Source organism: Stenotrophomonas sp. As-7 (genome assembly GCF_030291015.1).
GTDB classification, from domain to species: Bacteria; Pseudomonadota; Gammaproteobacteria; order Xanthomonadales; family Xanthomonadaceae; genus Stenotrophomonas; species Stenotrophomonas lactitubi.
In genome coordinates this window covers 305,280-330,773 of sequence record NZ_CP127405.1, presented here as the reverse complement: position 1 = coordinate 330,773, position 25,494 = coordinate 305,280, and the positions used below count along the sequence as shown (strand labels likewise).

At 64.0% G+C, this 25,494-nt stretch carries 28 protein-coding genes; 2 read left to right on the top strand and 26 right to left on the bottom strand.

All coding sequences use genetic code 11. The features are described from left to right. Positions 1-26: 26 nt before the first annotated feature. The 22 genes from QP457_RS01480 to QP457_RS01375 all read right to left on the bottom strand — a co-directional run bounded on the left by QP457_RS01480 (position 27) and on the right by QP457_RS01375 (position 19,436). Positions 27-431 (bottom strand): lysozyme inhibitor LprI family protein, encoded by a 405-nt coding sequence (locus tag QP457_RS01480; RefSeq protein WP_205405760.1) that lies wholly within the window; start codon positions 429-431, stop codon positions 27-29. A gap of 54 nt (positions 432-485) precedes the next feature. Next, positions 486-1,355, bottom strand: a complete 870-nt coding sequence (locus tag QP457_RS01475; RefSeq protein WP_205405758.1) for a hypothetical protein — start codon at positions 1,353-1,355, stop codon at positions 486-488. Positions 1,356-1,560: 205 nt separating this feature from the next. Next, positions 1,561-3,015 carry a SulP family inorganic anion transporter gene (locus QP457_RS01470; RefSeq protein ID WP_205405755.1) on the bottom strand — a complete coding sequence of 485 codons (1,455 nt, stop codon included), beginning with the start codon at positions 3,013-3,015 and terminating at the stop codon, positions 1,561-1,563. 208 nt (positions 3,016-3,223) lie between these two features. Next, positions 3,224-3,934 (bottom strand): hypothetical protein, encoded by a 711-nt coding sequence (locus QP457_RS01465; protein ID WP_205405754.1) that lies wholly within the window; start codon positions 3,932-3,934, stop codon positions 3,224-3,226. After that, positions 3,934-4,251 carry a hypothetical protein gene (locus tag QP457_RS01460; protein WP_032978211.1) on the bottom strand — a complete coding sequence of 106 codons (318 nt, stop codon included), beginning with the start codon at positions 4,249-4,251 and terminating at the stop codon, positions 3,934-3,936. The genes QP457_RS01465 and QP457_RS01460 overlap by 1 nt, the downstream gene beginning before the upstream one ends. Next, positions 4,251-7,739 (bottom strand): host specificity protein J, encoded by a 3,489-nt coding sequence (locus QP457_RS01455; RefSeq protein ID WP_205405752.1) that lies wholly within the window; start codon positions 7,737-7,739, stop codon positions 4,251-4,253. The genes QP457_RS01460 and QP457_RS01455 overlap by 1 nt, the downstream gene beginning before the upstream one ends. Beyond that, positions 7,736-8,338 (bottom strand): tail assembly protein, encoded by a 603-nt coding sequence (locus QP457_RS01450; RefSeq protein ID WP_205405751.1) that lies wholly within the window; start codon positions 8,336-8,338, stop codon positions 7,736-7,738. The genes QP457_RS01455 and QP457_RS01450 overlap by 4 nt, the downstream gene beginning before the upstream one ends. Beyond that, positions 8,331-9,071, bottom strand: a complete 741-nt coding sequence (locus tag QP457_RS01445; protein ID WP_205405750.1) for a C40 family peptidase — start codon at positions 9,069-9,071, stop codon at positions 8,331-8,333. Before QP457_RS01445 ends, QP457_RS01450 begins: the two co-directional genes overlap by 8 nt. A 62-nt stretch (positions 9,072-9,133) precedes the next feature. Further along, positions 9,134-9,829: a phage minor tail protein L gene (locus QP457_RS01440; RefSeq protein ID WP_205405749.1), complete on the bottom strand. Its 696-nt coding sequence runs from the start codon at positions 9,827-9,829 to the stop codon at positions 9,134-9,136. A 149-nt stretch (positions 9,830-9,978) separates the two neighbouring features. Beyond that, positions 9,979-11,115, bottom strand: coding sequence for a hypothetical protein (locus tag QP457_RS01435; RefSeq protein WP_205405747.1), 1,137 nt, complete (start codon positions 11,113-11,115; stop codon positions 9,979-9,981). Positions 11,116-11,193: 78 nt separating this feature from the next. Then, complete coding sequence (locus tag QP457_RS01430) at positions 11,194-12,432, bottom strand: hypothetical protein (protein WP_180164446.1); 1,239 nt, start codon at positions 12,430-12,432, stop codon at positions 11,194-11,196. 61 nt (positions 12,433-12,493) lie between these two features. After that, on the bottom strand, positions 12,494-12,934 hold the full coding sequence (locus tag QP457_RS01425; protein WP_205405746.1) for a hypothetical protein: 441 nt from the start codon (positions 12,932-12,934) through the stop codon (positions 12,494-12,496). A 1-nt stretch (position 12,935) separates the two neighbouring features. Further along, positions 12,936-14,066: a hypothetical protein gene (locus QP457_RS01420; protein ID WP_205405745.1), complete on the bottom strand. Its 1,131-nt coding sequence runs from the start codon at positions 14,064-14,066 to the stop codon at positions 12,936-12,938. A gap of 71 nt (positions 14,067-14,137) precedes the next feature. After that, positions 14,138-15,292, bottom strand: coding sequence for a hypothetical protein (locus QP457_RS01415; protein WP_205405743.1), 1,155 nt, complete (start codon positions 15,290-15,292; stop codon positions 14,138-14,140). Between the two features lie 9 nt (positions 15,293-15,301). Continuing rightward, positions 15,302-15,631 (bottom strand): phage tail protein, encoded by a 330-nt coding sequence (locus QP457_RS01410; protein ID WP_100554442.1) that lies wholly within the window; start codon positions 15,629-15,631, stop codon positions 15,302-15,304. Continuing rightward, the gene (locus QP457_RS01405; RefSeq protein WP_286041086.1) at positions 15,628-16,830 is read right to left on the bottom strand and encodes a phage tail tape measure protein; all 1,203 of its coding nucleotides are present in this window, start codon (positions 16,828-16,830) and stop codon (positions 15,628-15,630) included. The genes QP457_RS01410 and QP457_RS01405 overlap by 4 nt, the downstream gene beginning before the upstream one ends. A 20-nt stretch (positions 16,831-16,850) precedes the next feature. Beyond that, the gene (locus QP457_RS01400; protein WP_286041085.1) at positions 16,851-17,150 is read right to left on the bottom strand and encodes a DUF1799 domain-containing protein; all 300 of its coding nucleotides are present in this window, start codon (positions 17,148-17,150) and stop codon (positions 16,851-16,853) included. Positions 17,151-17,158: 8 nt separating this feature from the next. Continuing rightward, the gene (locus QP457_RS01395; RefSeq protein WP_100554440.1) at positions 17,159-17,467 is read right to left on the bottom strand and encodes a phage tail assembly chaperone; all 309 of its coding nucleotides are present in this window, start codon (positions 17,465-17,467) and stop codon (positions 17,159-17,161) included. Continuing rightward, positions 17,467-18,126, bottom strand: a complete 660-nt coding sequence (locus QP457_RS01390) for a phage tail protein (protein ID WP_100554439.1) — start codon at positions 18,124-18,126, stop codon at positions 17,467-17,469. Before QP457_RS01390 ends, QP457_RS01395 begins: the two co-directional genes overlap by 1 nt. Before the next feature lie 70 nt (positions 18,127-18,196). Further along, the gene (locus tag QP457_RS01385) at positions 18,197-18,553 is read right to left on the bottom strand and encodes a DUF3168 domain-containing protein (protein ID WP_205405740.1); all 357 of its coding nucleotides are present in this window, start codon (positions 18,551-18,553) and stop codon (positions 18,197-18,199) included. A 23-nt stretch (positions 18,554-18,576) separates the two neighbouring features. Next, entirely contained in the window at positions 18,577-18,927 is a 351-nt protein-coding gene (locus QP457_RS01380) for a head-tail adaptor protein (RefSeq protein ID WP_205405739.1), read from the bottom strand. Continuing rightward, positions 18,924-19,436 (bottom strand): head-tail connector protein, encoded by a 513-nt coding sequence (locus QP457_RS01375; protein ID WP_205405737.1) that lies wholly within the window; start codon positions 19,434-19,436, stop codon positions 18,924-18,926. Before QP457_RS01375 ends, QP457_RS01380 begins: the two co-directional genes overlap by 4 nt. Positions 19,437-19,818: 382 nt before the next feature. Here QP457_RS01375 and QP457_RS01370 point away from each other — a divergent pair, with 382 nt between their 5' ends. Beyond that, a complete protein-coding gene (locus QP457_RS01370; protein WP_205405735.1) occupies positions 19,819-20,775 on the top strand; it encodes a cation transporter in 957 nt (318 codons plus the stop codon). 111 nt (positions 20,776-20,886) lie between these two features. Beyond that, on the top strand, positions 20,887-21,312 hold the full coding sequence (locus QP457_RS01365) for an organic hydroperoxide resistance protein (RefSeq protein ID WP_004153735.1): 426 nt from the start codon (positions 20,887-20,889) through the stop codon (positions 21,310-21,312). A 148-nt stretch (positions 21,313-21,460) separates the two neighbouring features. Here QP457_RS01365 and mmsB read toward each other — a convergent pair whose 3' ends face one another. The 4 genes from mmsB to QP457_RS01345 are packed head-to-tail and all read right to left on the bottom strand — an operon-like array spanning position 21,461 to position 25,483. Beyond that, positions 21,461-22,351 (bottom strand): 3-hydroxyisobutyrate dehydrogenase, encoded by an 891-nt coding sequence (mmsB, locus tag QP457_RS01360; protein WP_089241468.1) that lies wholly within the window; start codon positions 22,349-22,351, stop codon positions 21,461-21,463. Continuing rightward, positions 22,348-23,526, bottom strand: a complete 1,179-nt coding sequence (locus QP457_RS01355) for an enoyl-CoA hydratase/isomerase family protein (RefSeq protein ID WP_100554434.1) — start codon at positions 23,524-23,526, stop codon at positions 22,348-22,350. The genes mmsB and QP457_RS01355 overlap by 4 nt, the downstream gene beginning before the upstream one ends. Next, on the bottom strand, positions 23,523-24,320 hold the full coding sequence (locus QP457_RS01350) for an enoyl-CoA hydratase (RefSeq protein ID WP_205405734.1): 798 nt from the start codon (positions 24,318-24,320) through the stop codon (positions 23,523-23,525). The genes QP457_RS01355 and QP457_RS01350 overlap by 4 nt, the downstream gene beginning before the upstream one ends. After that, a complete protein-coding gene (locus QP457_RS01345) occupies positions 24,317-25,483 on the bottom strand; it encodes an acyl-CoA dehydrogenase family protein (RefSeq protein WP_205405732.1) in 1,167 nt (388 codons plus the stop codon). Before QP457_RS01345 ends, QP457_RS01350 begins: the two co-directional genes overlap by 4 nt. Between the last annotated feature and the right edge of the window lie 11 nt (positions 25,484-25,494).

The following is a 25,494-nucleotide window of genomic DNA, read 5'->3' as shown; positions in this document are numbered from 1 at the left end:
CCGTGGAGGGATGACCGTGTTGCGGATTACGGACCGATCAGGCGCAGGTAGGTTTCCAGCTGATCGGCGCGCGCGCGCAGGCGCTCGGTGTCATTCAATTTCTGTTGCAGGTTGCCCGGCTGCGAATCGTCGTACAGAGCGGTTTCCAGTTCGCCATCACGCTGGCGCGACTGCAGCCACGCCCGTTGCGCGGCCAGCAGGTGGGTCTTGGCCGTGGCGTCGAGGCGTCCCTGCAACTGCTGGTACGCCTGGTTCAACCGGCGGTCCTGCCGGTCCGATTCGCTGGACAGGCATGCAGCTTCTTCGATGGTGCCCTGCGCGCGGCCTGAGCACGCCTGGTAGGCCGCGCTCAGCGCGGATGCGGCATGCACCTGGCCGGTGCACAACACCGCCATCGCCGCCACCACAATGCTCAAGGTCCTGCTCGCCATGGTCTGCTTCCTACCGGTCAATGCTTCGATGCGCTGCACACGCCGGAGGCCCCGTCAGGGGGCCAGCTTGCGCTTCTGCAGTTCCACTGCGCGGTTGGCGTAGCGGTTGATGCGGCACGACTGCGCGTCCAGCGCCTGACCCACGCTCTCCGTGGCCGCACTGCAGCGCTTGTCGGTGTCCTCGGCCCAGTTGGCCTGCTCGTCCATCCAGCGGTCCTTGGCCGGGCCGTCAGGGCTGTCCATCAGCCGCGCAACCTGTGCTTCCAGCAGCGCTTTGTGGTGGGCGAGCTCGGTCGTATCGCAGACTTCCAGCTGGTCGTCCATGCCCCGGGCATCCTGCACGCAACGGGTGTATTCGGGCCGCAGCGTTGCCTGGGTATAGGAGGTATCGGGCGGAGCACTCTGCGCCAGCAATGCGTCAGCGCGGTTGGCCACGCGGAACAGGCGGCACTCCTGTGCCTTCTGCAGGTCATCCACCCCGGCATTGGCCGGAGCGGCGCAATGACGGTCAGTATCGCTGCGCCAGGTCGCCTGGGTGGCCAGGAACGCATTCTTCGCAGCAGCGTCGAGCCCGGTCACGGCTTTGCTGGCACCCTCCTGCAGGCGCCCTTCCTGATAGGCCAGTTCGTCCTTGCCGCAGGCCTGCAGCTTGCCCGCATCCTCCACGCCATCCACGCACCAGCCATAAGCCGGGCGCAGACGACCGTCCGTGTAGGACGCATCGGGGTACCCGGAGGAATCACCAGACGCTGGGTTGGGGGTCGCTGCCGGCGATGCCGCGGCGAGCGGTGCCGGGGTGGGCGCCGCTTCGGCCGACGCAGGGGAAGAAGGTGCCTGGCACGCGGTGAGCGCCAGGCACAGGGCCAGCACCTTCCAGTACCGACGGCCGGAGGCGATCTGTTCATTGCCCCGACGGGCATCCATTGCCTGCATTGCTTGTATCTCCCTTGCGTGTCGCCAGCGGTCGCCGGCCGGGAGGGCCGTCCATCGGCCCCATCACGGTGGCAATCCTACGACAGCGGCGGTTTCAGATGGCTGACTGGATTCAGCTTGCGCGGACGGCATCGCAGAAATCCGGCTTGCCAGACCGATGCATGGATCCCGGCACAGGTTTGGACCGGGCGCGCGGTCAATGTGCGCCGCCGCGCCCTCCCACCCGTTCGATCAGCGTCTGGCTGGCGGCGTTGAGGCCGACAACGCTGACCTCGGCGCCGTGCGTAGCGAGCTTTTCCTGCGCGCGTTGCAGCGCTGCGACTGCAGTCAGATCCCACAGGTGGGCCTCGCGCAGGTCGATCTCGACCTTCGCTGCCACATGCTGGTAATCAAACGCCGCCCCGAGCTGTCCGGCCGAGGCGAAGAACACCTGGCCGCGTACACGGTAGACCTGCATGTCCGCGACGTCTTCGAGTTGCACGTCCAGCATGCGGCCCACCTTGCGGGCGAAGAACAGGGCGGACAACAACACGCCGCTGAGCACACCCTTGGCCAGGTCGTGAGTGGCCACGGTGACCACCACGGTCAGCAGCATCACCGCCGACGAACTGCGCGGATGCGTGCGCAGGTCACGCAGCGAGCGCCAGCTGAAGGTACCGATGCTGACCATGATCATCACCGCCACCAACGCCGCCATCGGAATCTGCTGCACCAGATCGCTGCCGTACACCACCAGCACCAGCAGCAGTACACCGGCCACCAGGCAGGACAGCCGGCCTCGACCGCCGGAGGTCACGTTGATGACCGACTGGCCGATCATCGCGCAGCCGGCCATGCCACCGAGGAAACCGGTGACCGTGTTGGCCAGGCCCTGGCCGACGCATTCGCGGTTGCGCTCGCTGGGCGTCTCGGTGATGTCCTCGACAATCTGCAGGGTCATCATCGATTCGAGCAGCCCGACCACCGCCAGCGTCGCCGACACCGGCAGCAGGATGCGCAGGGTGTCCCACGTCATCGGCACGTCGGGGATGAAGAAGTGCGGCAGGCTGTCGGGCAGCCGGCCCATGTCGCCGACGCTGCGCACGTCGATGCCGAACCCCATCACCACCGCTGTCAACACGGCAATAGCCACCAGCGGCGAAGGTACGGCTCGGGTGACCCGTGGCAGCAGGTAAATGATCGCCAGCGCGGCAGCGCACAGGACGTAGACGGTGGGGCCGCGGCCGATCAGTTCCGGCATCTGCGCCAGGAAGATCAGTATGGCCAGTGCGTTGACGAAGCCGGTGATGACCGAGCGCGAGACGAAGCGCATCAACGAACCGAGTTTGAACACGCCGGCCACTACCTGCAGCAGGCCGGCCAGGATGCTGGCGGCGAACAGATACTGCAGGCCGTGATCACGAACGAGGTCGACCATCACCAATGCCATCGCACCGGTGGCAGCGGAAATCATGCCCGGCCGGCCACCGGCGATGGCGGTGATCACGGCGATGGAGAACGCGGCATACAGGCCGACCTTGGGGTCGACGCCAGCGATCAGCGAGAACGCGATGGCTTCGGGAATCAGCGCCAGGGCAACAACGGCGCCGGACAGCAGATCACCACGGAGATTGCCGAGCCATTGCTGGCGCAGGGGATAGGACGTTTGCATGGAAAAGCTCCGCGCACACGCGGGCGGGGCCACGTGGCGCTGCAGTGGAAAGACACGGGTTCCTGAGCCGGATGGGCCGGCTGCCGAAGGGCGGCAAGGTTCAGGGTGGCGTGATCACTGCAGTGCGTCGTCTGGGAGCGTGGGAGGGGCGCAGTCTACGGGAAGGGGCCGGGGGGCTCAAATGGCTCCCCCCGGCTGCGCGGCCGCGTCAGTAGGTGTGGGCCGCGATCAGGAAATTAGGTAGCTGCCCGGCAAAGCTCTGATAGGACGCTCCATTCAACGATCGTGGTCGATTTTCCCGGCGGCGACAGTAGTTCAAGCGTAGCTGCGAGCTATTCGGGGTATTGATGAAAGGCTGGTAGCGCATGTTGCCGCGCAGGGTTGGACCACTGCCATGGAAGGCATAGATGTCGTGGCAAAGGCCAATGTCGGACATGAGGTAGGCAAGGTTTTCCCCAGGGCCGTTGAACAGTGGCCCCTGACGCAAATTGTCGGTTGACATCTCGGTGAAGCTCGGCACGCTGGCGCCGGACTTGTCGACCAGGCCGGCTATGCGCAAAGGGCGATTGGACATGTCCCATTGAATGGAGCCATCTGGATTGAACACTTGCATACCGGTGCTCCCACTGACCGTTGCACGCCCCGAGGCCCACCAGTCAAAGCTGGTGGTGCCTTGTGCCATGTTCCAGGAAAAACCATTCGTGGAAGATGCCACCTGCGCGGATCCGCCATTGCAGCGGATGAACACAAGATACGGAACGCTCTGAGGCGGAAGGCTGACGTATCCGCCCACGCCATAAACAGATGGATTGCTTGCAATCGCCTGCGTCCCCTTGGCGATAGCGAAAAAGACGAAAGAGTGCGCGTTCACCAGCACGGGGACGCCACTATCGTTGGTGACTTCAAGACCGACGGACATCAGAAGGTTCCATAGAAAATGTAAGTGGAGGGATTGGCGATCGGTGAGAACGTGAACCGCATCATCAGCGTGTTGCCCCCATCAATGAACGACATGACGCCCATGTTCGGGGCGGAGAACTGATTTCCGTTCTGGTCCTGCCAGCTGTCGGAGGTCGGACTGGGCAGAATGGCAAATGGCTGCCCCAGCCCCGCCAGGCCGACCGGACTCTGGGAATTGCCGGTGATCGTCATGCCACCCATCACCTTTCCGGCCCGATCATTGGTGTCGAACCACATCTGCCCATCCGGGCCAAAAATCTGCATACCTGTTGCCATTACCAGATCCCCATGCGGACGCGCACGCGACCGCTGCTGTCGTAAACGTGGATGACACTGTCATTGATGGTCAGGCGGCCACCGTTCTCGGGGCCGCTCATCGTCAACGTGCCGTTCTTGTCGAGTCTCCATCGGGGCTGGCCATCGGCCCCCACGGCGTTGGACTGGATTACATCGCCGATCATCGCGTTCTGGATCCAGCCATTGCCGATCAGTGCCTGGCTGATGAAGGTCTGCCCGCCCTGCACTACGAATGGCGCGCTGACCTGGCCGCTGTTGGTGTTGAACAACGCGAAGCGGTCGGCCTGCATCAAGATCTGGCTCTGGTAGCTGCCATCAGGCTGCTGCTCCACGCCCAGGCCCATACCGGCCATGTAGATCTGCCCCGCGCTGGTGATCTGTGCTTTGACCGTATAGGTCGCGCTGACCTTGCCATCCAGGTTGACCACGGCCTGTGAGACCTGCTGCACGGCCGCGCTGACACCTTCAATCTTGCCAGGCACACCATCGATGGATGCCTCGACCGTATCCACCCGCTTGGCCAGCGCCGCGTCCTTCTCCGCCATTACGCTGTAGACGGTGATGGCACCGGCAGTAACGTCGTTCTCGCCGACGTTGTAGTCCTCCTCGCCCGCGCTGTGGTCACTCACCTGGGCGAACAATCCGTCGACCTTCTGACCCTGTGCGGCCACCTTGCCATCGACCTCGGTGACGTCCATCTCAAGCTGGTCGACACGACCAACAACGGCGCCAGCGTCAGCGATGGCATCACCCACGTCCTTCCAGTGGGTACCGGGTGGCGTTTCGTTGCCCGCTGCGGTTCCCTGCCAGCTCCAGATCCGGCCGTCGTGGATGACGGTCTGGCCCAGACTGTACGAAGCAGCCGCGTCCCAGACCAGCGGCAATACCTCGGTGACACGCTCGATCTTGTGCTGCAACTGCTGACCCAAGGCGCTTTCGTTGATGCGACCGGCGAAGTACGCGTCATAGTCCGCCTGGTTGCTGCTGGACTCTCCCAGCACGCCAGCGCCCACGGGATGCCATGGACCAATGTTGCCGCTGCGATCAGCCAGGCGGCCCCAGAACCAGAAGCGCGCGCCTGCTGCCAGGCCATTCATCTGGTGCCGCGCCTGCGGATAGGCAAAGTCGCCGAGCTTGATGGCCGCTGCACGGTCAGGACTGGTGCTGTACCAGAGCTCGGTACGCTCGGTATCGGTAGCGCCAACAGGGAACTGCCAGGCCAGTTCGATGCTGAACACACGACTTTGCGTGGTCAGCGATGTCAGCGCTGGCGGTGGCGTGGTCTTGCCCTCAATCGTCGTCAGTGCGCTGACCATCGGCTGCGACACCGCACCCAGCGCATTGACCGCACGCACCCGGGCCAGGTACTGGCCGGCATACACGCCGCGCACTTCCAGGCTCTGCGTACCCACGCGACCGGCGCGTACCCAGTTGAGATCGCCACGACGCCATTCCACGTCATAGGCGATCGCTTTTTCTGCCGCATCCCATTCGATGGTAAGCATCGACGTGGCGATACCCTGATCGACCACGACATGCGAGGCCATCCGCACGTTGTTCGGCGGCGGCTGCACGCTGGGTGGCACGATGCTGATCGGCAGTTGCTCCAGGCGCGTACCATCGTCGATGGCAGCGTACTTGCCCGGCACATGCTTGAGCGCGGTGATCTGGTAGGTCAGCTCTTCGCCTTCACTGATCGACAGCACGCGGTACTGCTGCAGTGCCAGCTCCGGCGACTCCAATGCCCAGACCGACTGCGCGACCGGCACTGCCGACCATGGTGCAGTGACCATGACCGTATCGCCGTCAACCGACTGCACCGTGCGCGCTTCGGAATGGCCGTTGGGGAGCGTGGCGCGCAGGATGTCACCTGCTTCAATCTTCTCTGGCAACTGGTCCAGCACCAAGCTACGGGCACCCGCGCTGCGGATACGACCTGCGTTGCGGCGACCGGCGCGGTTCGGGTCGGCCACCTGGATCACGTCACCCGGCGTGCAGCCCAGTGCATCGAGCCCCACGGAGAAGCTGATCGTCTCGGTCTCCAGCATCTCGGTATGCAGGATATGGTTGCCCACGCGCTGCGCCTGCGAGCGGGAATGGCAACCCACCGCCGTTACTTCAGTCTGGTTGATGCCATAGCGGGCAACACCAGGCAGATGCTGCACCACTTCCACCTTCTGCCGGCCGAAGTCATCCGGATCGATCCAGGACACCAGAGCGACGGTATGCCGCGCCGTACGGCTGCTGCCCGCATAGTGGAAGCGGCCTTCGATGACGTTGGCCTGGCTGTAGGTGAGCAGCGGGTCCTTGGGCATATCGGCCGAAGCCATGACCTGCCCGGCCGCATAAAAGCTGATGCCACGGAACATGGTGGCGATGTCCTGCAGCACCCTGTATGCCTCAGCGCGGGTCTGCAGGTACAGGCTGCAGGTGAAGCGCGGTTCCTTGCCGCCTTGGCCGTTGCTGACCAGCTCGTCGCAGTAGCGGGCGATCTGGTACAGGCGCCACTTGTCCACCCAGTCCAGCGGGATGCGATGTCCCAGGCCGAAGCGGTCGTTGGTGACGATGTCGAAGAACACCCACGCCGGGTTGTTGGTCCAGCCACTCTTGAAGGTGCCGTCCCACACGCCACTGTAGATGCGGCTGAGCGGATCGTAGTTGGACGGGATGCGCACGATGCGCCCCCACAACTGATAGGAGCGGGTTGGAATGTTCTGGAACTGGCTGGCATCGACCTGCACCGCCGCCAACGCGCAGTTGGGATAGCGCAGCTTGGCATCGATGATCTCGGTCATCGACAGCACATTGACGGTGTCGGCGATGGTGCTGCTGTTGGCGTTCGCGGTCAGCCGGCGGATGCGCACCTGCCACTGGCTGCCCGCCGGAAGATCGATGCGGCGGCTGCGCTCGTACTGGCTGGTGGTCTTGCCACTGAAGGCATCGTTCAGCACGGTGCTGAACGGGCCACCATCGGTGGACAGGTCCACCGCATACATGATGCGGTAGCCCTCGGTATCACCGTTTTCGGTGTTGGTCTTCTGCAGCGCGGGCACCGCAAAACGGATACGGACCGCTGACAGGTCGGCACCGGACACGGTGCGTACCACGGGCGCATCGCTGCGCAGTTCGACGTTGACGCCGACTTCGTTCTCGATCGAGGGGAAGCCGCTGATGTGCTCCTGGTCCTGGGTACCCGAACGCGTCTGCACGTCCACGCCGGAGAAGTTCAGCGTGCCGTCCGGATTCTCGATCGGCACCTGGTCCAGGTAGATCGATTGCTTGCCGGCAACCAGGCCACGGATCTCGCCTTCGCTGGCCAGGTCGATGATGCGGGCAACCGCCATCGAGTGCAGGCTGTCGGGTGTTTCCACCGGAGTGCGGGCATTGCTGGCACCTTTCTTGGCACCGGCCAGTACAGGCAGGGGTGCACCGTTCTCGCGCGGTTTGATTTGAGTGATCTGGTTCAAAACTGGTCCTCCGCCAGGATGCCGCCGCTGATTACGGCCGAGCCGATGAACATGCCCTTGCTGTCATGGCCGCCATAGGCGACCGGTACGGGATTGCCTTGTGCCTGTGTGTTGACGGTGCCGTTCATGCTGTAGCTGGGGGCGTTGTCGGGGCTGTCTTTTGCACCCAGGCCTTTTGGCTGCGGCGCGAGCATCTGGGTGACGCCGCCGATAACCATGCCAACACCCATCTGGACGAATCCCATACCTGATCCGCCAGCAGCGATGTTCATGTAAACGCCAATGACGATCAGGACGACACCGAGGATGGTCTGCAGAATTCCCCCTCGCTTGCTGCCCACCATGACAGGCGCAATACGGATATCATCCTGCCCCGGTGGGTCATGCAGCTGATCGCGCGACAGGTTCTGCTTGCCGTTGAACACGGCAAACTCCATGCCCTTGGACTTGGCGCCCATCAGGTACTGCTGGAAGCCGGGCACCAGCACGCACAACGCGTGGATGGCCTCGGCTGGGCTGTTCACCGCCAGCCGGAACTTGCGCCCGAAGCGCGCACCCAGCTTGCCGTACAGGCGGATGGTACGAAGACGGTCAGTCATGGCGCACCTCGCGATGGCGGACGATGCAACGGGTGCGCTCGGCCCACATTCCGCCGTAGGGCACGGTTTCGGACAGGCGGCCATGCAGGTGATGCAGCATCTGCCCGTCGCCCAGGTAGACGCCGGCGTGATTGGTCACTGGCGAGCGGATCTGCATCAGGATCATGTCGCCCCGCCGCGGCTCGCCTTCGATCAGGTCGAAGCCTTCCGCATGCAGTCGCTCAAGGCTGTACAGGTCCTGGCCCTTGTCCCACCAGTCGTCGTCGCGGGTGTAGTCGGACAACGAAATGCCCAGTTCACGCTCGTGGAAGTCACGCACCAGGCTGTAGCAGTCCAGCACACCGTGGGCGAACTGGCGGCCGACCAGCGGCGCGACATAGCCAGTCGGGTGGATGGTCTGCAGATCACCGCATTCCGGCGCCTCGCCGTCCACCTGACCAACGCTGACAATGTGCCAGGTCAGGCCACTGTGCTCGCACATCACCCGATCCGCATCCGACGGTGTGGCCGCCGCGTCCGGATGGCTGTGCACCAGGGCCAGCACCTCGCCCTTGTCCTCGGCGACGGCATAGTCCTCGGCCGGCAGGCGGAAGTGTTCACTGGGCGTACCCGCAAGGTTGCGGCACGGCAGATAGTGCTCGTGGCCTTCGATGGCCACGATCAGCCCGCAGCATTCGCGCGGGTACTCGGCCACGGCGTGTGCCTGGATGGCCTGCAGGGTTGTAGGTTGCATGTTTCACCCATGAAAAAAGCCCGCGAGAGCGGGCTTGGAAGTGGAGAGTCGGAAGCGCTGGATCAGGAGCGAAGCAGACCGGCCGCCGGGAAGCCGCCATAGGGCAAAGGCTTGTCCTGGCCGAAGCGCATCTTGCAGCTGCGCACACGGCCGCCGCACTGGTCGCGGGCGGGATCGTCGGTGGCAACGTCATCGCCATCGGCAACTGCGGGACCGTTGTAGCCGCAGTAAGGGCCGCGGTAGCCACCGCGTACCAGCCAACCACACATGCCGGCGATGATCTGCCGGCCGGGCAGCTGTTCGCCGTTGAGATCGATGGCTGTGGTCAGCTCGAACTCAACCGTCTGCTTGTCTTCACCAATCTTGCGCTCGATGAACCAGACCTCGTCGGGGAAGTGCTCGGCGTGGTCGGCAGTCGGATTGCCCTCTTCGAAGTTGGCGGCATCCAGGTACTTGGCCAGCGTCTGCCGGCGTATGACGCGGGCGCCGACCAGATCATCGAACAGCAGGCACATCGCAGTGATGCGGCCATCGATGTTGCTGACCCGAAGCTTCGGGTTCGGCGGCTGGTCGCTGGTTCGTTCAAAACCACTGGCTTCGATCGGCCATGGGCCGTATTCCTGACCCTGCCAGGTGATCACACCGCTCTGCAGGTGTGCGTGGAAGAACAGCTGGTCGGCACCGAAACTGCTGGCGTCCAGTTCGAAGACGGTAATGCGGCCACCCGGCTCAAGTTGCTGGGCATCGGCGGTGATCATGAGTGGGTCTCCTGTGTCGCGACGGGAAGAGGTGGTAAGGGTTGGGCGGACGGGCCGCATGGCACGATGAGGTGGTGCCCGGGGCGCAGTGAGGCATTGGTGGTGAAGCAGGCGATGCGACCGGCTTCGGTGGTGGACTCGCTCATGGTTCAGAGCTCCGCATCGGCGTACACAAGGATCTGCGATGTGGTTGACCACACCACCACAGCGCCCCACTGCTGCATGTTGTTGGACATCGACGACAGTACGGCCGCGTCCACGGTGGACTGCCAGCCGGGATTCCCGCCGTTGAAGTTGATGAGGCTGCCCTCGGAGCCGAAACCCACCAGATTGAGCGCCGTAGGTGGTGAGGCGATAATGGGCGGCACCCGCTTGCGCACCTTGAACGGGATGCAGGCGCGTGAATCGCCGTTTGCCGTGTAGGTGATGCCCAGGATCCGGTTCACCTCGACCGTTTCGTAGTAGCGTTGGCACAACAGCAGTTCCAGTGCCTCCGGCCGGCGATCGAAGTCGGTCGCGGTATCGCCCTCCTCGATCTGTACTTCAGCCAGATAGACCACGCCACTCTTCTGCCCCGCCCCGAAGGCGCGGCCGGCAAAGGTGGCGCCGGCGTCAAGCCACAGGCTGAGCTGCAGGTAGTCGTCGGTTCCAAGGGTTCTGCCGGCGATGCCAGGGACGTCCACCGTCAACTGATGCCAACGCCACATCGTATCGAGCGTGATCGCACCGCCAATACTGTCAGCGGCCGTCGATCCATTGGTGCCGAAGGATTGCTGGAACTCAAGACCGACCTTGAAATTGTCGACCGTGGCCCGCGCCTTGAAGCTGATCGTGACCCGTTTCCCGGCGAACGTCCGCACATCCTCGATGCGCTGCTGGACCAGTGCCATGTTGTCCGCACCTGCAGCGCTTTCAACGGCGAGCTTCAGCATGTGCCTGGAGCCCGCAAGCAACCTTCCACCCGCACCGCCACCTGCGGCGATATCGTCGCGTGACGCTGAGATGGTGCTGCCCTGCGCATTCACCCGCCATCGGTCTGCGGTGTAGCGCGCCCCTGTCGCAGCCGCGAAGGTGCTTCCACGTTGCCATACCCGGAAGTCGCCATTGATCAGGCGGTTGCGGCCTGCCATGCGGCTGTCCAGGCTGTCGACCGCTGCCTGGACCTCGTCCAGGCCCGCGTAGACGTCGGCGAAATTCTCATTGACCTTGGTGAACGCCGGGCGCTGTGTTTCCCCTCGCTTACCATTCGCTTGAATGGTATCGAGGTCGATTGTCTTTCTAGCCATTACTGTGTTCCCGATTCTCGGCGATCCGCACTGCGGCGGGCCCTGGTGCTCTGGCCACTATGACCAGCGCTGAGTGCCTCAGATCTCGGCCTCGAAGATGATGCTGATGCCACCGGATTTCGGCGCGACATAGCCCGAGGCACCTGGTGACATGCCACCTGTTGCAACGCCAGCTGTGATCGCCGCGCCCGATACCGAAACCGGGATGACGTTGAAGGACGAGCCAGGAGCATTACCCCCGTTGATGCCAAATCCGGTCATGTTCACACCGCTGCCAAGGGTCCGCGCAGACGGTTTGCTGCGCATCGGCTGGAATGCCAACTGGCCTACGCAGTCGAACTGCCCCAGGGCCGTACACACTGAAAATGCGTCTCCTGCATTGATGTCGATGCGCTGCGCATACCAGCCACACAGCGCTGCTTCATGGGACAGAAGCCGGGTGTCATAGCCGGTCGCCGTGCCTCCCTCCTCCCACTGCAACTGCCCGAAGAACAGCTGCCCCGACTGCGCCCCGAGACCTGCGTTCCGCACGTCGAATCCGCTACCGGATGACAGCCATATGGCCACTGCCACGTAGTGATTCGTGCTCGCCACTGTCTTGCCGGAGACCGACGGCAGCGTGGTCGTCTTGCTGATGTGGTTGATACCCACATCCAGGCTGAAGACCTCTGCGTTCAACCCGAGTATCGTCTCTGAGCCACCGGTACCGAAATTCTGCAGGAACTCAACCGCGATCTTTCGCCCAGGTGCCCCCGAGTTGTAGACGGTGAAGGACACAGTACTGAGCACGCCAGCAAACGTGCGGACATTCTCAACCCGTTGTTCGAACACAAAGTAATGCCCGAAGGCATCGGTGTTGTCGTTCGAATTGGCACCCATCGAGAGACGCGCATCACCGAATACACCGTCCCCTGGCACATTGTTGTTTGCAAAAAGCCCAGCGTCGACCATCGATCCAATCTGAACGAACCACCGATCCGGACCATAGCCGGTCTGCGTCACCGGCGTTCCTCTTGTCCAGAAGTCGAAATTGCCATTGATAAGCCGGTTCTTGCCGGGAATGCGCCCATGAATGGCATTGTCAACAGCAGCAGGAAGCGTTCCTATGGCCGCTTGAACCTCCGCCTTTGCCTGGTCTGCTTCAGCCTGGATCTCCGTCTTCAGTTGCTCGACGTCTTCCACGATGGTCGCAACACTGCCCAAGGCGCCATACACCTCGGCGAAATTCTCGTTGATCTTGGTAAAGGCCGGGCGCTGTGTTTCACCCCGTTTACCATTCGCCTGAATGGTATCGAGGTCGATTATCTTTCTTGTCATGTTCTGGTCCTCGTTGCCTACGACATGCCTCAGGCACGATGGCAACAATGGCGTTTGTGGGTCACGAGGCAGCGTCCGCCGCTGGCCATTCGAATGCCTCGGGCTGTGGTAACAACACCTTCAGCTGCTCCCAGGTCTGCAGTCCGTCCGTGCACTCGATCGCCATTCGTTGCAGGGCAATGCTCACCGCATCACGCCAGGCGACCATGGCGACAGCCTCCTGGGCAAAGCGCTGAACGGAGCTGTTGATGTAGCTGCAGCAACTCTCGATGGAGTCGTAGCCGCGCGCTTGAATGTGCGTCAGCATCCATTCCCACGCGTGCCCACGCAGCACCCGCTGATGTTCGGGCGAATTGACTGCGTAGGGAGGCGGAGCCGGCTGCGCTACATTTCCGGCCATCAGCCACTCCTGGTAGCCCCCCCACATCCAATGTCCGCGAGGAATGAAGGTGCCGGTCTCCGTGCACTTGATGATGTCGGCTTGGTCGGTAAGTTGATACATGTCAGATCTCCGCGTCCGCCGTCCAATGGAAGGAGGAACCCCAGGTTCCCGCAGCCGAAACGTAATTGACCTGCGCGCCGGACTGGCCTGGATTGACGATCGCGGTAACTGTGCCAACGCCACCATCTGCACCCGCTATTCTGCCGGCCGCGCCGGTGACATCGCTGTAGACGGTGTAGGCCGGCGTCGCCCGCTTCAGCACCCGGCATCGGATATGCGATGTACTGCCTGCACCGACCGACCGGTCATAGAACTGGTTGTCTCGACCGGCACCATCGGCAGTTCCCGGAGCAACGTCGACGTTGTAGCTCTTCTCGTAGTAACGCTGGCACAGAAGCAGCTCCTCCGAATCGTTGCGATGCTCGTACTCGGTTGCCACGGCGCCCTTCTGCAGCTGCATGCAGGTGAACGAGAAGGAGCCAGACTGAGCCGTGAGCGCACCTGCGTAGGCCGCCGGTGCGGCCAGGTCCACGATCACATGGAGCTTGCTGTTCGGCCCCACTTTCTTGCCTGTGATGCTCGGCAGATCAACAGTGAAGGAGCGCAGGGATGCTGCCGTTCCGATCTCCTGTGCCTGGGCGTGAACGATGACGTCGGTCGATCCATTCGTCCCGAAATTCTGGATGAAGCGCACACCGATCTTCTTCCCGGGCGTGCTCGCCCAGGTCTGCATGCTCAACGTCACCTTCGAACCTGCCAGTGTCTGTACACCTTCTACCGGCTGGGTGAAGAACGCCTCGGTGGAGGCCGTCGATCCGGAGAGATCGCAGTTCATGTAGCTGGCTACACCGAACTCCGGCGTTGCAAATTCCTGCCGGCTTGCCGCTATCTGCCCGGCACCGGTGCACACGATCTGGAACCTGTCCGGAACATACACCGCAAGAGGGGAAACAACCGTCCTGCTCAACCCTCGCTGCCAGAAGCGGAAGGCACCATTGATCAGGCGGTTCCCCGCTGAGATCCGCAGGCCGGTGGTCCCATCCAACGTCTCTCGGATTGCGTTCTGCACATCATCCAGACCGTCGTAAACCTCCGCAAAGTTCTCGTTGATCTTGGTGAACGCCGGGCGCTGTGTTTCACCTCGCTTTCCATTCGGCTGAATGGAATCAAGGTCGATCGTCTTTCTTGCCATTGCTGGTTTCCTGAAGTCTGGATGGCCGCGAGGTACAACGTCGTGGCCGTTGATGGGCTGGCCTTTCCTGATCAGAGCTCAGCGTCGGCCCACCAGTGCCACCACCCACCCCATCGGCCTGGGTTGTTGGTCCAGCTCACTTCGTAGCCGGATGGAGATGCGTAGTTGACCAGGCAGGGAACGCGGGACACGTTGTCTTCGGCGATGTGTCCATCCTGCTGGGTGGTATCAGCGGAAATGATCATCACGTACGGATGGGCGCGCTTGCTGACCTGGAATCGCACGCTCTGGTAGTGGGCCACCCCCTGGGTGTTCAGCGAGAATGCCTCACGGCCCTCGTTGTGCGGCGTATTGGGCTGGATCTCCAGGTTGTAGCTCTTCTCGTAATAGCGCTGACACAGGGCCAGTTCCACGCCGGGTGGTCGCCAATCGAATCGCGTCGCGGCACGCCCGGATTCGACCTGGAACTGGGTGAAACCGAATGAGCCGTTCTGGCCTGCCAGTGCACCTCCGTAGCCACCGGCGCAGAGATCGAAGACCACGTAGATGTGGTCGTTACCGTTGCTACCCAGCTGCTTGCCCTTGGTGCTCGGCAACGTAACGGTAAGCGACTGCCGCGTTGCCCCGGTGGTCAACGTCAGCACACCCGCCTCGGTGGACGTCTGTGCCGCAGGCGACCCACCGGTTCCGAAGTCCTGGATGACCCGCACCCCCACCTTGCGGCCGGCCACGTCGCCGTTCGCCCAGACCGAAATCGTGATTGCGCCGCCGGCACTGCGCACACCTTCGATCCTCTGCCCCATCCAGGCACCACTGCTGGCGACGGCCCCGGAGACCGTGCAGACAAGGATGGAGCGGGTGTCGTCCGGATAGCCGATCTGCTGGCCGTCATACACCACGCGCTGGATGTCCTGGCTGCAGTTCAACGCAGAGTTGGAGAAGCGATCGGCAAAGAATGTTTCCGCCCCGAGCGTTCCTGCCCCGCTGCCGACCCGGCCAGAGTTCCGGCGTTGCCAGAACTGCAGGCCACCGTTGATGAGGAGATTTCTTCCCGGGACGCGCTCGGTAATGGCATCGTCCACGGTCTCCGGGATCTTCGCCACGTCGACCAAGGCATCGTAGACCTCCGCGAAGTTCTCATTGATCTTGGTGAATGCCGGGCGCTGTGTTTCACCCCGCTTTCCGTTCGGCTGAACGGAATCGAGGTCGATGATTTTCCTTGCCATTGCCATCTCCTACGGCTGGTACGTCTGTTCGAACGTCGCGGTGATGCTGAACACCGATCCACCCAGATGGCTGTCGGTATAGGTGTCGCAGCCGTACAGACCGGTTCCCAGCGGGCCTCGCCAGAAGAAGCTCTGGCCCACATGGCCATCCAGGAAGGCCACGATCTCGCTGATCGTCCTGCGATTGCCGACGAACTGCAGCTGGTAGCTGCGCAGGCGGGCATTGAGCCCATCCGGCGCGGCCTGTGCGTATCCATCGCCGAAGCGCGCACGCTTGACGGTGGCGGTGGTGGTGCCAGTGCTCTGGCTGGTTGCTGCCCAGGTAAAGGTGTCGGTCATCGTGCTGCACTCCTGCTGAGGACGCCGCCAGCCTTCATGTCACGCATCTGCAGGTCGCGGTACTTGCGTTCCACGAACTGGCCGATCTCGTTGCCGAACTGCTGCAGCATGCTTTCGTTGCTGGTGACTTCCTTGCCGCCGTTGTTGTCGATGCGGATGCTTACACCCACGCCACCGCTACCGCCACCGCCGTGCGCGGCCACTCCGAGACGACCGTCCGGCCCGCGCTGCAGCGGCATGATCGCTTCCGGTCCCGCTTCACCGAATACGCCGGCGCCTTTGGCGAAGGCGAACAACTGCGGGGTGTTGTAGATGCCACCGGAGTAGGCCGACAGGCTGGGCGATGCATAGACGCCGCCGAGTGCATTGGGTGTCATGTTGCCGCCGCTCAACCAGCCCGTGTTGTTGCCGAACCCGCTCGCAAAGCTGGAACTGGGTGCTGCGCTGGCTCCGCCAAAGAAGCTGGCGATGGTCTTCACCCCCCATACGATCGCCTGCTGCAGGGCGATGCGTTCGAGATCGGCAATGATGGCCTTGGTGAGGTCGCGGAAGCCGGACTTGCCCGTGGTCACGAACTTGTAGAGCGCCGTCTCGGCGCCGGCGAAGGCCTTGTCGAAGGCCGCCTTCGTCGTTGTCGCAGTGTCTTCAGCCTTGCTCAGATAGCTGTCAAATGCAGCCTCCACGCCTTTTCCTGCACCGGCAAAGCCCGTCTTCTTGTCTGCTTCTTCAGTCGCTTCCTTCTTCTCCGGCGGAAGCAGGGGCACGCCGTTGAGCATTCCACTGCCGTACTTCCGCTGTTTTTCAACGAAGTCGGGTACGTTGATCGAAGCAAACGGCGCGACGCCCAGCGCACCCGTGCTCAGAGGGTTGGCCTGTCGGCTCTCGATAGCTGCCTGCGTGGCAGCCGCTTTCATTGCCGTCGCGGTCAGTTGCTGCACCAGTGTGCTCATCATGGAAACACTGCTGCTCATGACAGTATTCAGTGCCTGGTGCAGCACCGTGGCCTGGGTGAGCTGGACCGGAAGCTGCTGTGCAGCGGTGGCGAGCTGGCTCACGCTCTGCGTTGCCGCTTGTGCGGCGGAGGCGACGATCGCGCTGACTTTGACAGCGGCAGCCGAGTCACTGAGCGTTGTATCGCTCATGAAATTCTCCTGGCATGAAGGAGGCCCCGCGCGGTGGCGGGGCCATGATAGAGCCATCGGCAGGTGCCGATGGCGGCTTAATGCTGTTGCATGTGCTCCAGAGCCGCGCGTTCGATGATGCGGATTCCCGCCATCACTTCATCGCGCTTGTCCGGCGCGAGTGCCTCGCGCTGCAGCTCCTGATAGACCACGTTGTAGTCCAGCCCGATCGGGCCACCTGCGCCGACGCGCCACTGGGTGGAAACCCGTGAGAAAACCTCGATGGGAAGTACGCACTCCGGCCACAGCGTGACTTGCGGTGGCGGGAAATGACGTGCCTTCAGACCGAGCTGCAGCAGCTCGGCCTCGGTGGGGGCCCGCCAGTACAGGGCCCCCACCGCCTCGATCAGTTTCCCTTGCGTGCGACCTGCAGGGCCTGGGTGTAGCCACCGATGATCGCGCCATCAAGGCCGGCCTGCTGCTGCAGCGCCAGCTCGACGCCGGCGGTGTCCAGCGCCACATCGGCATCCCAATCCACCACGATGTCCAGGATCGCCTGTGCCACGCTCAGCTCGTCCTCGGCCAACCGCTCCAGCAGACTGGCGTAGTCAGCCACCGGCAGATGACGGTAGGTCAGGTTGAGCTTCTGCTCGCGACCGTGACCGATGATGGTCAGGGTGCTCCTGAAGCTCTCCGGCGCCTTTACCTGGAACATCAGGCGCCCTCGACCAGGATGGAGTCGGCCAGCGCGGTGAAGGTCGCGGTGGTACCCATCGGGGTGTTGGCGGCCATGGTCGGGTCGCCGTTGTAGCTCAGGTAGCCGTACCAGTACAGCACGTCGCCGCCGACCAGCTTGGCACGCAGGATCACCGGTTCGCCCTTGGCGTCGACGTTCTTCAGGGCCGAGTACCACGGCTTCTTCGGATCGTAGAACAGCGGCAGGGTGATGGTCTTGGCGTTCTTGAAGGTCGGCATCTGCACCTGGCGACCGGTCGGGTCCTCCAGCAGCGTGCCGCTCCAGTACTGCTGCTCGCCACCGGCGGTGGTCGGGTCGCCCTGCTGGTCCAGGTCGACGAAGACACCGGCCTTGCGCAGCACGCCCGCACCGCTGGTGGCGGGGAACAGCACGTTGTCGGTGGTGTCGATGCCCAGCAGTTCAACGCTGCCGGTGGCTTCAGCACCGGCACGGGTCGCGCGGTTGTTCAGTGCCGGCCAGCCCGGCAGTTCAATGACCACCACATCACCGGTGTCGACGCTGTTGGCAGCGACGCTGGCCAGTGCCGGCGCGGCCTTGGAGATGGCGGTGGTAGCGATGGCGGTGGAGATGACCGGTGCGAAGCCGAACTGGGTGCCCTTGGGGAGCTTGAGTGCCATGGTGTATTTCCTCGTTGGATAAGAAAAACCCGGCGGTTGCCGGGTTGGGGTGTTGCACGGATGAAGCGGTTTACAGGTCGGCGTACCACAGGCCGAAATCGAGCCGCGCGCCGTACTTGCGCAGCACGGGTTCATGCACGGCGATTGCAGCGCCGAATGACTCGGCCGTCGGCAGTCCCGCGCAGACCTTGTCTTCGATGTCGCGGATCAGGGTGTTGGCCTGGGCACGGGTATCGGCCCAGACGGTCAGCTGCACGCGAGCGTGCTTCTGTCCGGGAATGGAACCTTCGTTGAACCACACGGACTGTCCACCCACCTGCTGGTAGACAGCACACGGGTAGATGACTGGTTCCGGCGGAACATCGGGATGCAGCCGGCCCTGCAGCAGGGGGCCCAGCAACGCATGCAGCTGTGCTTCGTAACTCATCGCAGTGTCCTGGTTGGCGTCACTCAGGCCGTGCCTGAAGACTGTTCGGTGAACAGCACCGTGGTCTGGCGCCGACTGAAGTCCGGGGCAACACCGGTAATGTCGAAGACCCTGCCGTCGTGCACGATGCGCATGCCGGCCTGGATGCCGGCCTGCCGCGCGGCCGCAAGGCGGACATGGAACCGCTGGCGGCGGATCGTTGCCGGCAGTCGGCTGTCAAGCGTCAGCCGCTGCACGCTGTCGGTGGCATCGGCGGTGATCGCGGTCCATAGTTCCGCCACCGGTTGCCAGGCATCCAGCGGCTGTCCCCACGCATCGATTCGACCGTCCTGCCGTTCGATCCGGATGCGACGGTTGAAGTGTCCGGCGTTCATGGGGTCGCCGCCAGTCGATAGGGATCGAGCAGCGCGGCGACGCCAAACGGCAGCGCCATCGCGATGGCGGCACTGCCAATCGGCACGTCGAAGGCGGACGTGGAAACCACCACCGCTTCCCGATGCGCATACAGATGGCCCAGCAGCAGGCGCACCGCAGCGCGGATGCTGTCGTTGGCCGGCAGGCCCTGCAGCAGCTGCGCGCTGCGCTCGGTGGCCACGGCCAAGCGGCGATCAGCAACGTCGCGCATGGCCTTGGCCTTGGCCGCGTTGGTCTCGGCATTGGCGGCGGCAACCGCGGCTTCATGCCCGGTCACCGCCGCCGCCATGTCCTGCGGCAATTGGTCAAGCGCCAGGTCCAGTGCCGCCTGGTCGGCAAACAGCGTCCGTCCCAGGTAGGCCGACGCCGCGTCGGTTGCGGCCGCCAGCAGGTCGCCCAGGATGGCGTCGTCGTAGTCGCCGTCGATACGGCAGTGCGTGCGGCACTGCTCAAGTGTCAGCAGGGGCATCGAATCCTCCTTCGTTGATGGATGTTGGATGCCCCGACCCTGCGCACGCGGCTACGCCGCACGCTGTCATCTAGGACGGCGCGAAAAGGGGCAGGGTCGGGGCGGAAACAGAAACGGCCCCACCATGAATGGCAGGGCCGCAAGCACGATGACAAGGCGCCGCGGGCGGCATAAACGCAAAAAGCCCCCGGCGGTCGCCAGAGGCTTGTATGTCATCGTGGTTGAAAAGATACGCTGCAGGTGTGCACCCGTCAATCCGTAAACCGTCACCAGTCTGGTGACTTTTCCGGGGCCTGCGTCAGTGCGGTCACAGAGGCGTGCGGTGGTCTGGATAGAATGGTGTAGCGCCGCTTCCGCAGCGCGTTCACCGCTGGATTCCCGCATGCCTTCCACCACCGAACGCTACTTCGATACACGCACCGAACAGGGCGTGCTGCGCCTGTCCATCGTCGGCTCGCTGCTGTTGGCTGCAGCGGCGGTGGTGTTCGGCCTGCTGGCCAATTCTTCGCTGATCATCTTCGATGGCATCTACGGCCTGATCGACGTGGTGATGACCTGGTTGTCGCTGCTGGTCGCGCGGCTGATCGCGCTGTCCACCCAGACCGACGCCCTGCAGTCGCGCCTCAACCAGCGCTTCACCATGGGGTTCTGGCACCTGGAACCGATCGTGCTGGGAGTGAGCGGTACGTTGATGATCGGCGCGGCGTTGTATGCGCTGGTCAATGCGGTCGATGCGTTGATGTCGGGTGGGCGGCAGATCGCGCTTGGCCCCGCGATCATTTTCGCGGCGCTGTCGATCGTGGCCGAGAGCGCACTGGCCTGGTTCGTGCTGCGTGCGAACCGGCGCATCGGCTCGGAGTTCATCGCGCTGGATGCGAAGAACTGGGTAATCGCCGCGAGCATGTCGGCCTGCTACCTGGCGGCCTTCCTCGGCGGTGTGCTGGTGCACGGCACGTCGTGGGCATGGGTCGGACCGTACATCGATCCGGCCATTCTGGCGTTCGTCTGCGTGCTGGTGATGATCGCGCCGCTGGGCACGGTGCGGCGCGCGCTGGCCGGCATCCTGCTGGTCACGCCGCCGGAACTGCAGGCGCACGTGGATGCGGTCGGGCGGGCGATCGTTGCAAAGCACGGCTTCGTTGAACACCGCAGCTACGTGGCCCAGGTCGGCCGTGGTGAACAGATCGAGCTGTTCTTCGTGGTGCGCGAGGACGACCCGCCGCGGCCCCTGCTGGAGTGGGATCACCTGCGCGACGAAATCGGTGATGCGCTGGGCGAATCATCGCCGGACCGCTGGCTGACCATCATGTTCACCACTGACCGGGAATGGACGATCTAGGCTGACAGGACGTTCAATCAAATTTTTCGGACTTGTTGTAACCCAACGTGTGCAGAATCCGGGCAAAGTAGGCTCCAACGCACCACCCACCCACTGACCAGGAGCATCCCGATGTCCATCGAAAAGGTTCTGTACACCGCCCAGGCCACCTCCACCGGCGGCCGCGAAGGCCGTTCCGTGTCCTCCGACAACGTGCTGGACATCCAGCTGTCGACCCCGCGCGAGCTGGGCGGCGCTGGCGGCCCGGGCACCAATCCGGAACAGCTGTTCGCTGCGGGCTATTCGGCCTGCTTCCTCGGCGCACTGAAGTTCGTCGCCGGCCAGGCCAAGGTCGCACTGCCGGCCGACACCACCGTGACCGGCAAGGTCGGCATCGGCCAGATCCCGACCGGTTTCGGCATCGAAGCCGAGCTGACCATCAACGTGCCGGGCGTGCCGCGCGAGCAGGTGGAAGAGCTGGTGCAGAAGGCGCACATCGTCTGCCCGTACTCCAACGCTACCCGCGGCAACATCGACGTGACGCTGATCGTTGCCTGATGCGGTGATGCCGGCCAGCGGCCGGCACTACCAAACGACTGGGCAAAAAAATGGGCGGATGCCGGTCGAAACCGTGCATCCGCCCATCCCACCTTCGCTGTCCCGCAAGGGGGCATGAGGTTGCCGGCCAGCGGCCGGCACTACCAGGTCACTTCTCGCTCGTAATGAGCTGCACGACGCTGGAGAAATCCAGCTTGCCGCGGCCGGCCTGGTGATTCATCGAATACAGATTGCGGGCCACTTCGCCCAGCGGGATCGAGGCGCCGACGCTCATCGCCGCTTCCACCGCCAGGCCCATGTCCTTCAGCATCAGGTCGCTGCCGAAGCCGCCGCTGTAGCCGCGCGACGCCGGTGCGTTTTCCAGCACGCCCGGCCAGGGGTTGCACACTTCGGTAGCCCAGCTGCGGCCAGTGCTGACCGCCATCATCTGCGACAGCACCTTGGGGTCCAGCCCGTGCGCCACGCCAAGCGCGATGGCTTCGCCGGTGACGGCCATGATCACACCCAACGCCATGTTGTTGCACAGCTTGGCAACCTGGCCGGCGCCACTGGCGCCCACATGGAAGATGTTCTTGCCCATTGCCTGCAGCACCGGGCGGGCGCGTTCCAGCGCGTCCTCCTCACCACCGACGATGAAGGTCAGCGTGCCAGCCTGCGCGCCAGCAGTGCCGCCGGACACCGGCGCGTCGATCATCTGCAGGCCTCGTGCGGCGGCCGCTTCGGAAACCTTGCGCGCGCTGGCCGGGGCGATCGTGCTGCAGTCGATGACCAGCGCACCGGCGGGAATCGCGGCAAGGATGCCGTCGTCGCCCAGGTACACGCCTTCGACGTGGCGACTGGCCGGCAGCATCGAGATCACCACCTCGGCGTCAGCTAGGGTTTCGCGTGCCGATGCAGAAGCACTGGCGCCCGCGTCGACTGCGGCCTGTACAGCAGCCGGCACCAGATCAAACACGCGCACGGTGTGGCCGTTCTTGACCAGATTGGCGGCCATCGGGCCACCCATGTTGCCCAACCCAATGAATGCAATGCGGCTCATGCCAGGCTCCTTTCAGCGACAGGGGTACCCAGGTCGGCCAGCGGATGCGCGGCATCGGCCCAGGGAGAAGCGAAGAACGTATCGGCCCATGCGCGGCTGGCATCGACCAACGTGGCCGGGTTCCACGATGGAGTGCGGTCCTTGTCGATCAGCAGCGCGCGGATGCCTTCGGCAAAATTGCCATGCGCAGCACAATGCAGGGCCGTGATGTATTCCAGCCGGTACACGCTCGCCAGGTCCTGACCAGCACTGCGGCGCTGCAGTTCGAAGGCCAGCCGTGCCGAACCCGGCGCACCGGCAGCCAGCGTCTTCTGTGCGGCCTGCAACCAGGCATCATCGGTCTGCAGGGTGCTGATGCGTTCGACGATGGCGGCGAGATCATCGCCTTCGCACAGCGCATCGACCTGCGCGGCATTGGCCAGCAGCGGGCCGGTAGCCGCGTCGCTGGCGAACGACAGCAGCAGCTGTGACAAGCGTTCGTGGTTGCGTGCGGCATCGGCCGACCACGCGACCTGCAGAAGCGCATCGAACACCGCGCTGCGGCGTTCCTCGGCCACGTGCACGTCGGCCAGGCCGGCATAGATCGCATCGCCGGGGTTGAGCAGCGCACCGGTCAGGGCCAGGAACAGGCCGCCGTTGCCCGGCACACGCGGCAGCAGCCAGCTGCCACCCACGTCCGGGAACAGGCCGACCGTGATTTCCGGGAAGGCCAGCTTGGAACGCTCGCTGACCACGCGATGGCTGGCGCCGGACATCAGACCGATGCCGCCGCCCATCACGATGCCATGGCCCCAGCACAGGATCGGCTTGGCGTAGGTATGGATCAGGTAGTCGACGCGGTACTCGACGTCGAAGAACTCGGCGGCGTAGTCGTTCTCGCGGATATCCGTGTGGCCGGCCTCGCGGTAGGCGAGCATGCTCTGGTACAGGCTGTGCAGATCACCGCCGGCACAGAATGCCTTTTCGCCCGCGCCCTGCAGCACCACCAGCGCGATGCCGTCGTCGTCGGCCCAGGCGTTGAGCTGCTTCAGCAGCAGGTGCGCCATAGGCAGCGAGAATCCATTGAGCGTGCGTGGAGCGTTGAGCGTGGCGATGCCGATGCGCGTGCCGTTGCCAGCGGCGCGTTCTTCGAACAGTACCGGTGCTTCGGCAACGTTCGTGTCGACCGCAGTCATGCGTTCTTCCACTGCGCGGCGCGCTTTTCAAGGAAGGCACTCACGCCCTCGACCTGATCGGCGGTGTCGAACAGATCGACGAAGGCCTCGCGCTCGGCCACCAGTGCCGACGCATGGGTGCCGGTGCGGGTGGACTGCACCAGGGTCTTGCAGGCGGCGATGCTGGTCGGGCTCTGCTTGCCAGCCTTCTTCGCCCATTCCAGTGCCAGCGCCTTGGATTCGCCCTTGCCGACCTTTTCTTCGGCCAGGCCAATCCGCACCGCGGTCTCGGCGTTGATGCGCTCGCCGAGAAGGATCATGCGCTTGGCCCAGCCCTCGCCGACCAGGCGCGGCAGGTTCTGGGTGCCACCGGCGCACGGCAGCAGGCCAACGGTGGCCTCCGGCAGCGCGACCTGGGCGTGGTCTTCGATGATGCGCAGATCGCAGGCCAGCGCGCATTCCAGGCCGCCGCCCATGGCGTAGCCGTTGATCGCGGCAATCGATACGCCACGGAACGCGGACAGCGCCTCGAAGGCTTCACCGAAACGGCGCGCCGCTTCGCGTGCGGCCGCCTTGTCGCCGGAGGCAAACTGGTTGAGGTCGGCACCGGCGGAGAAGAACTTCTCGCCGTCACCGGTGATCACCAGCGCGTAGATCTCACGGTCTGCGTTCAGCGCGCCCACCAGGTCGCGCAGCGCCGACAGGCTGTGCACGGTCCAGGTATGCGCCGGCGGGTTGTTCAGGGTGACCACGGCGGTGTGGCCATCGGCCTCGACCTTCAGGCCCACGTGCTCCTGGGTACGCCAATCCTTCATCGCAGTTCCTCTTCGGTGTTGAGCAGGTGACGGGCAACGATCACCCGCATGATCTCGTTGGTGCCTTCCAGGATCTGGTGCACGCGGCTGTCTCGCAGCAGGCGCTCGATCGGATATTCGCGGATGTAGCCGTAGCCACCGTGAATCTGCAGGGCTTCGTTGCAGATGTTGAAGCCGGCATCGGTGGCAAAACGCTTGGCCATCGCGCACCACACGTTGGCATCGCTGGCACCGGCATCGAGCTTGCGCGCGGCGGTATGCACCATCTGCCGCGCCGCGACCAGTTCGATGGCCATGTCGGCCAGCTTGAACTGCAGTGCCTGGAATTCGGACAACGCCTTGCCGAACTGGCGGCGCTCGCCCATGTAGCGGCGCGCGGCATCCAGCGCGCCCTGCGCAGCACCCAGCGAGCACGCGGCGATGTTGATGCGGCCGCCGTCGAGCCCCTTCATCGCCAGCTTGAAGCCGCCGCCTTCCTCTCCCAGAAGATGGTTGACCGGCACGCGGACGTTTTCGAAGGTGATGCCGCGGGTGGGCTGACTGTTCCAGCCCATCTTCTCTTCCTTGCGGCCGTAGCTGATGCCCTGCAGGTCGGCTGGCACGGCGATCGCGCTGACCCCGCCTGCACCAGCACCGCCGGTGCGTGCCATCACCACCAGCAGTTCGGTGGCACCGGCGCCGGAAATGAAGGCCTTGGAGCCATTCAACACATAGAAATCGCCATCGCGCACAGCGCTGGTCTTCAGCGAGGCCGCATCGGAACCGGCACCCGGTTCGGTCAGGCAGTACGAGGCCAGCTTGCTGCCCGATGACAGGTCATTGCCCCAGGCATCGCGCAGGGCCGGCTGGCCCCACGTGGACACCATCCACGACGCCATGTTGTGGATGCTGATGTAGGCCGCGGTCGACGGGTCGACGTTGGCGAGCTCCTCGATGACGACGGCGGCGTCCAGTCGGCTCAGGCCGCTGCCGCCCACTTCCGGGTCCATGTACAGACCGCAGAAGCCCAGTTCACCGGCCTTGGCGATCGCCTCGCGCGGAAAGATGCCCTCCGCATCCCATCGCGCGGCGTGCGGCGCCAGTTCGGCCTGTGCGAAGTCGCGCGCCGCTTCGCGGTACGCCTGCTGCGCTTCTTCCTGTTCCGTCGTCATCGAGTGGCTCATGGCTGCTCCCT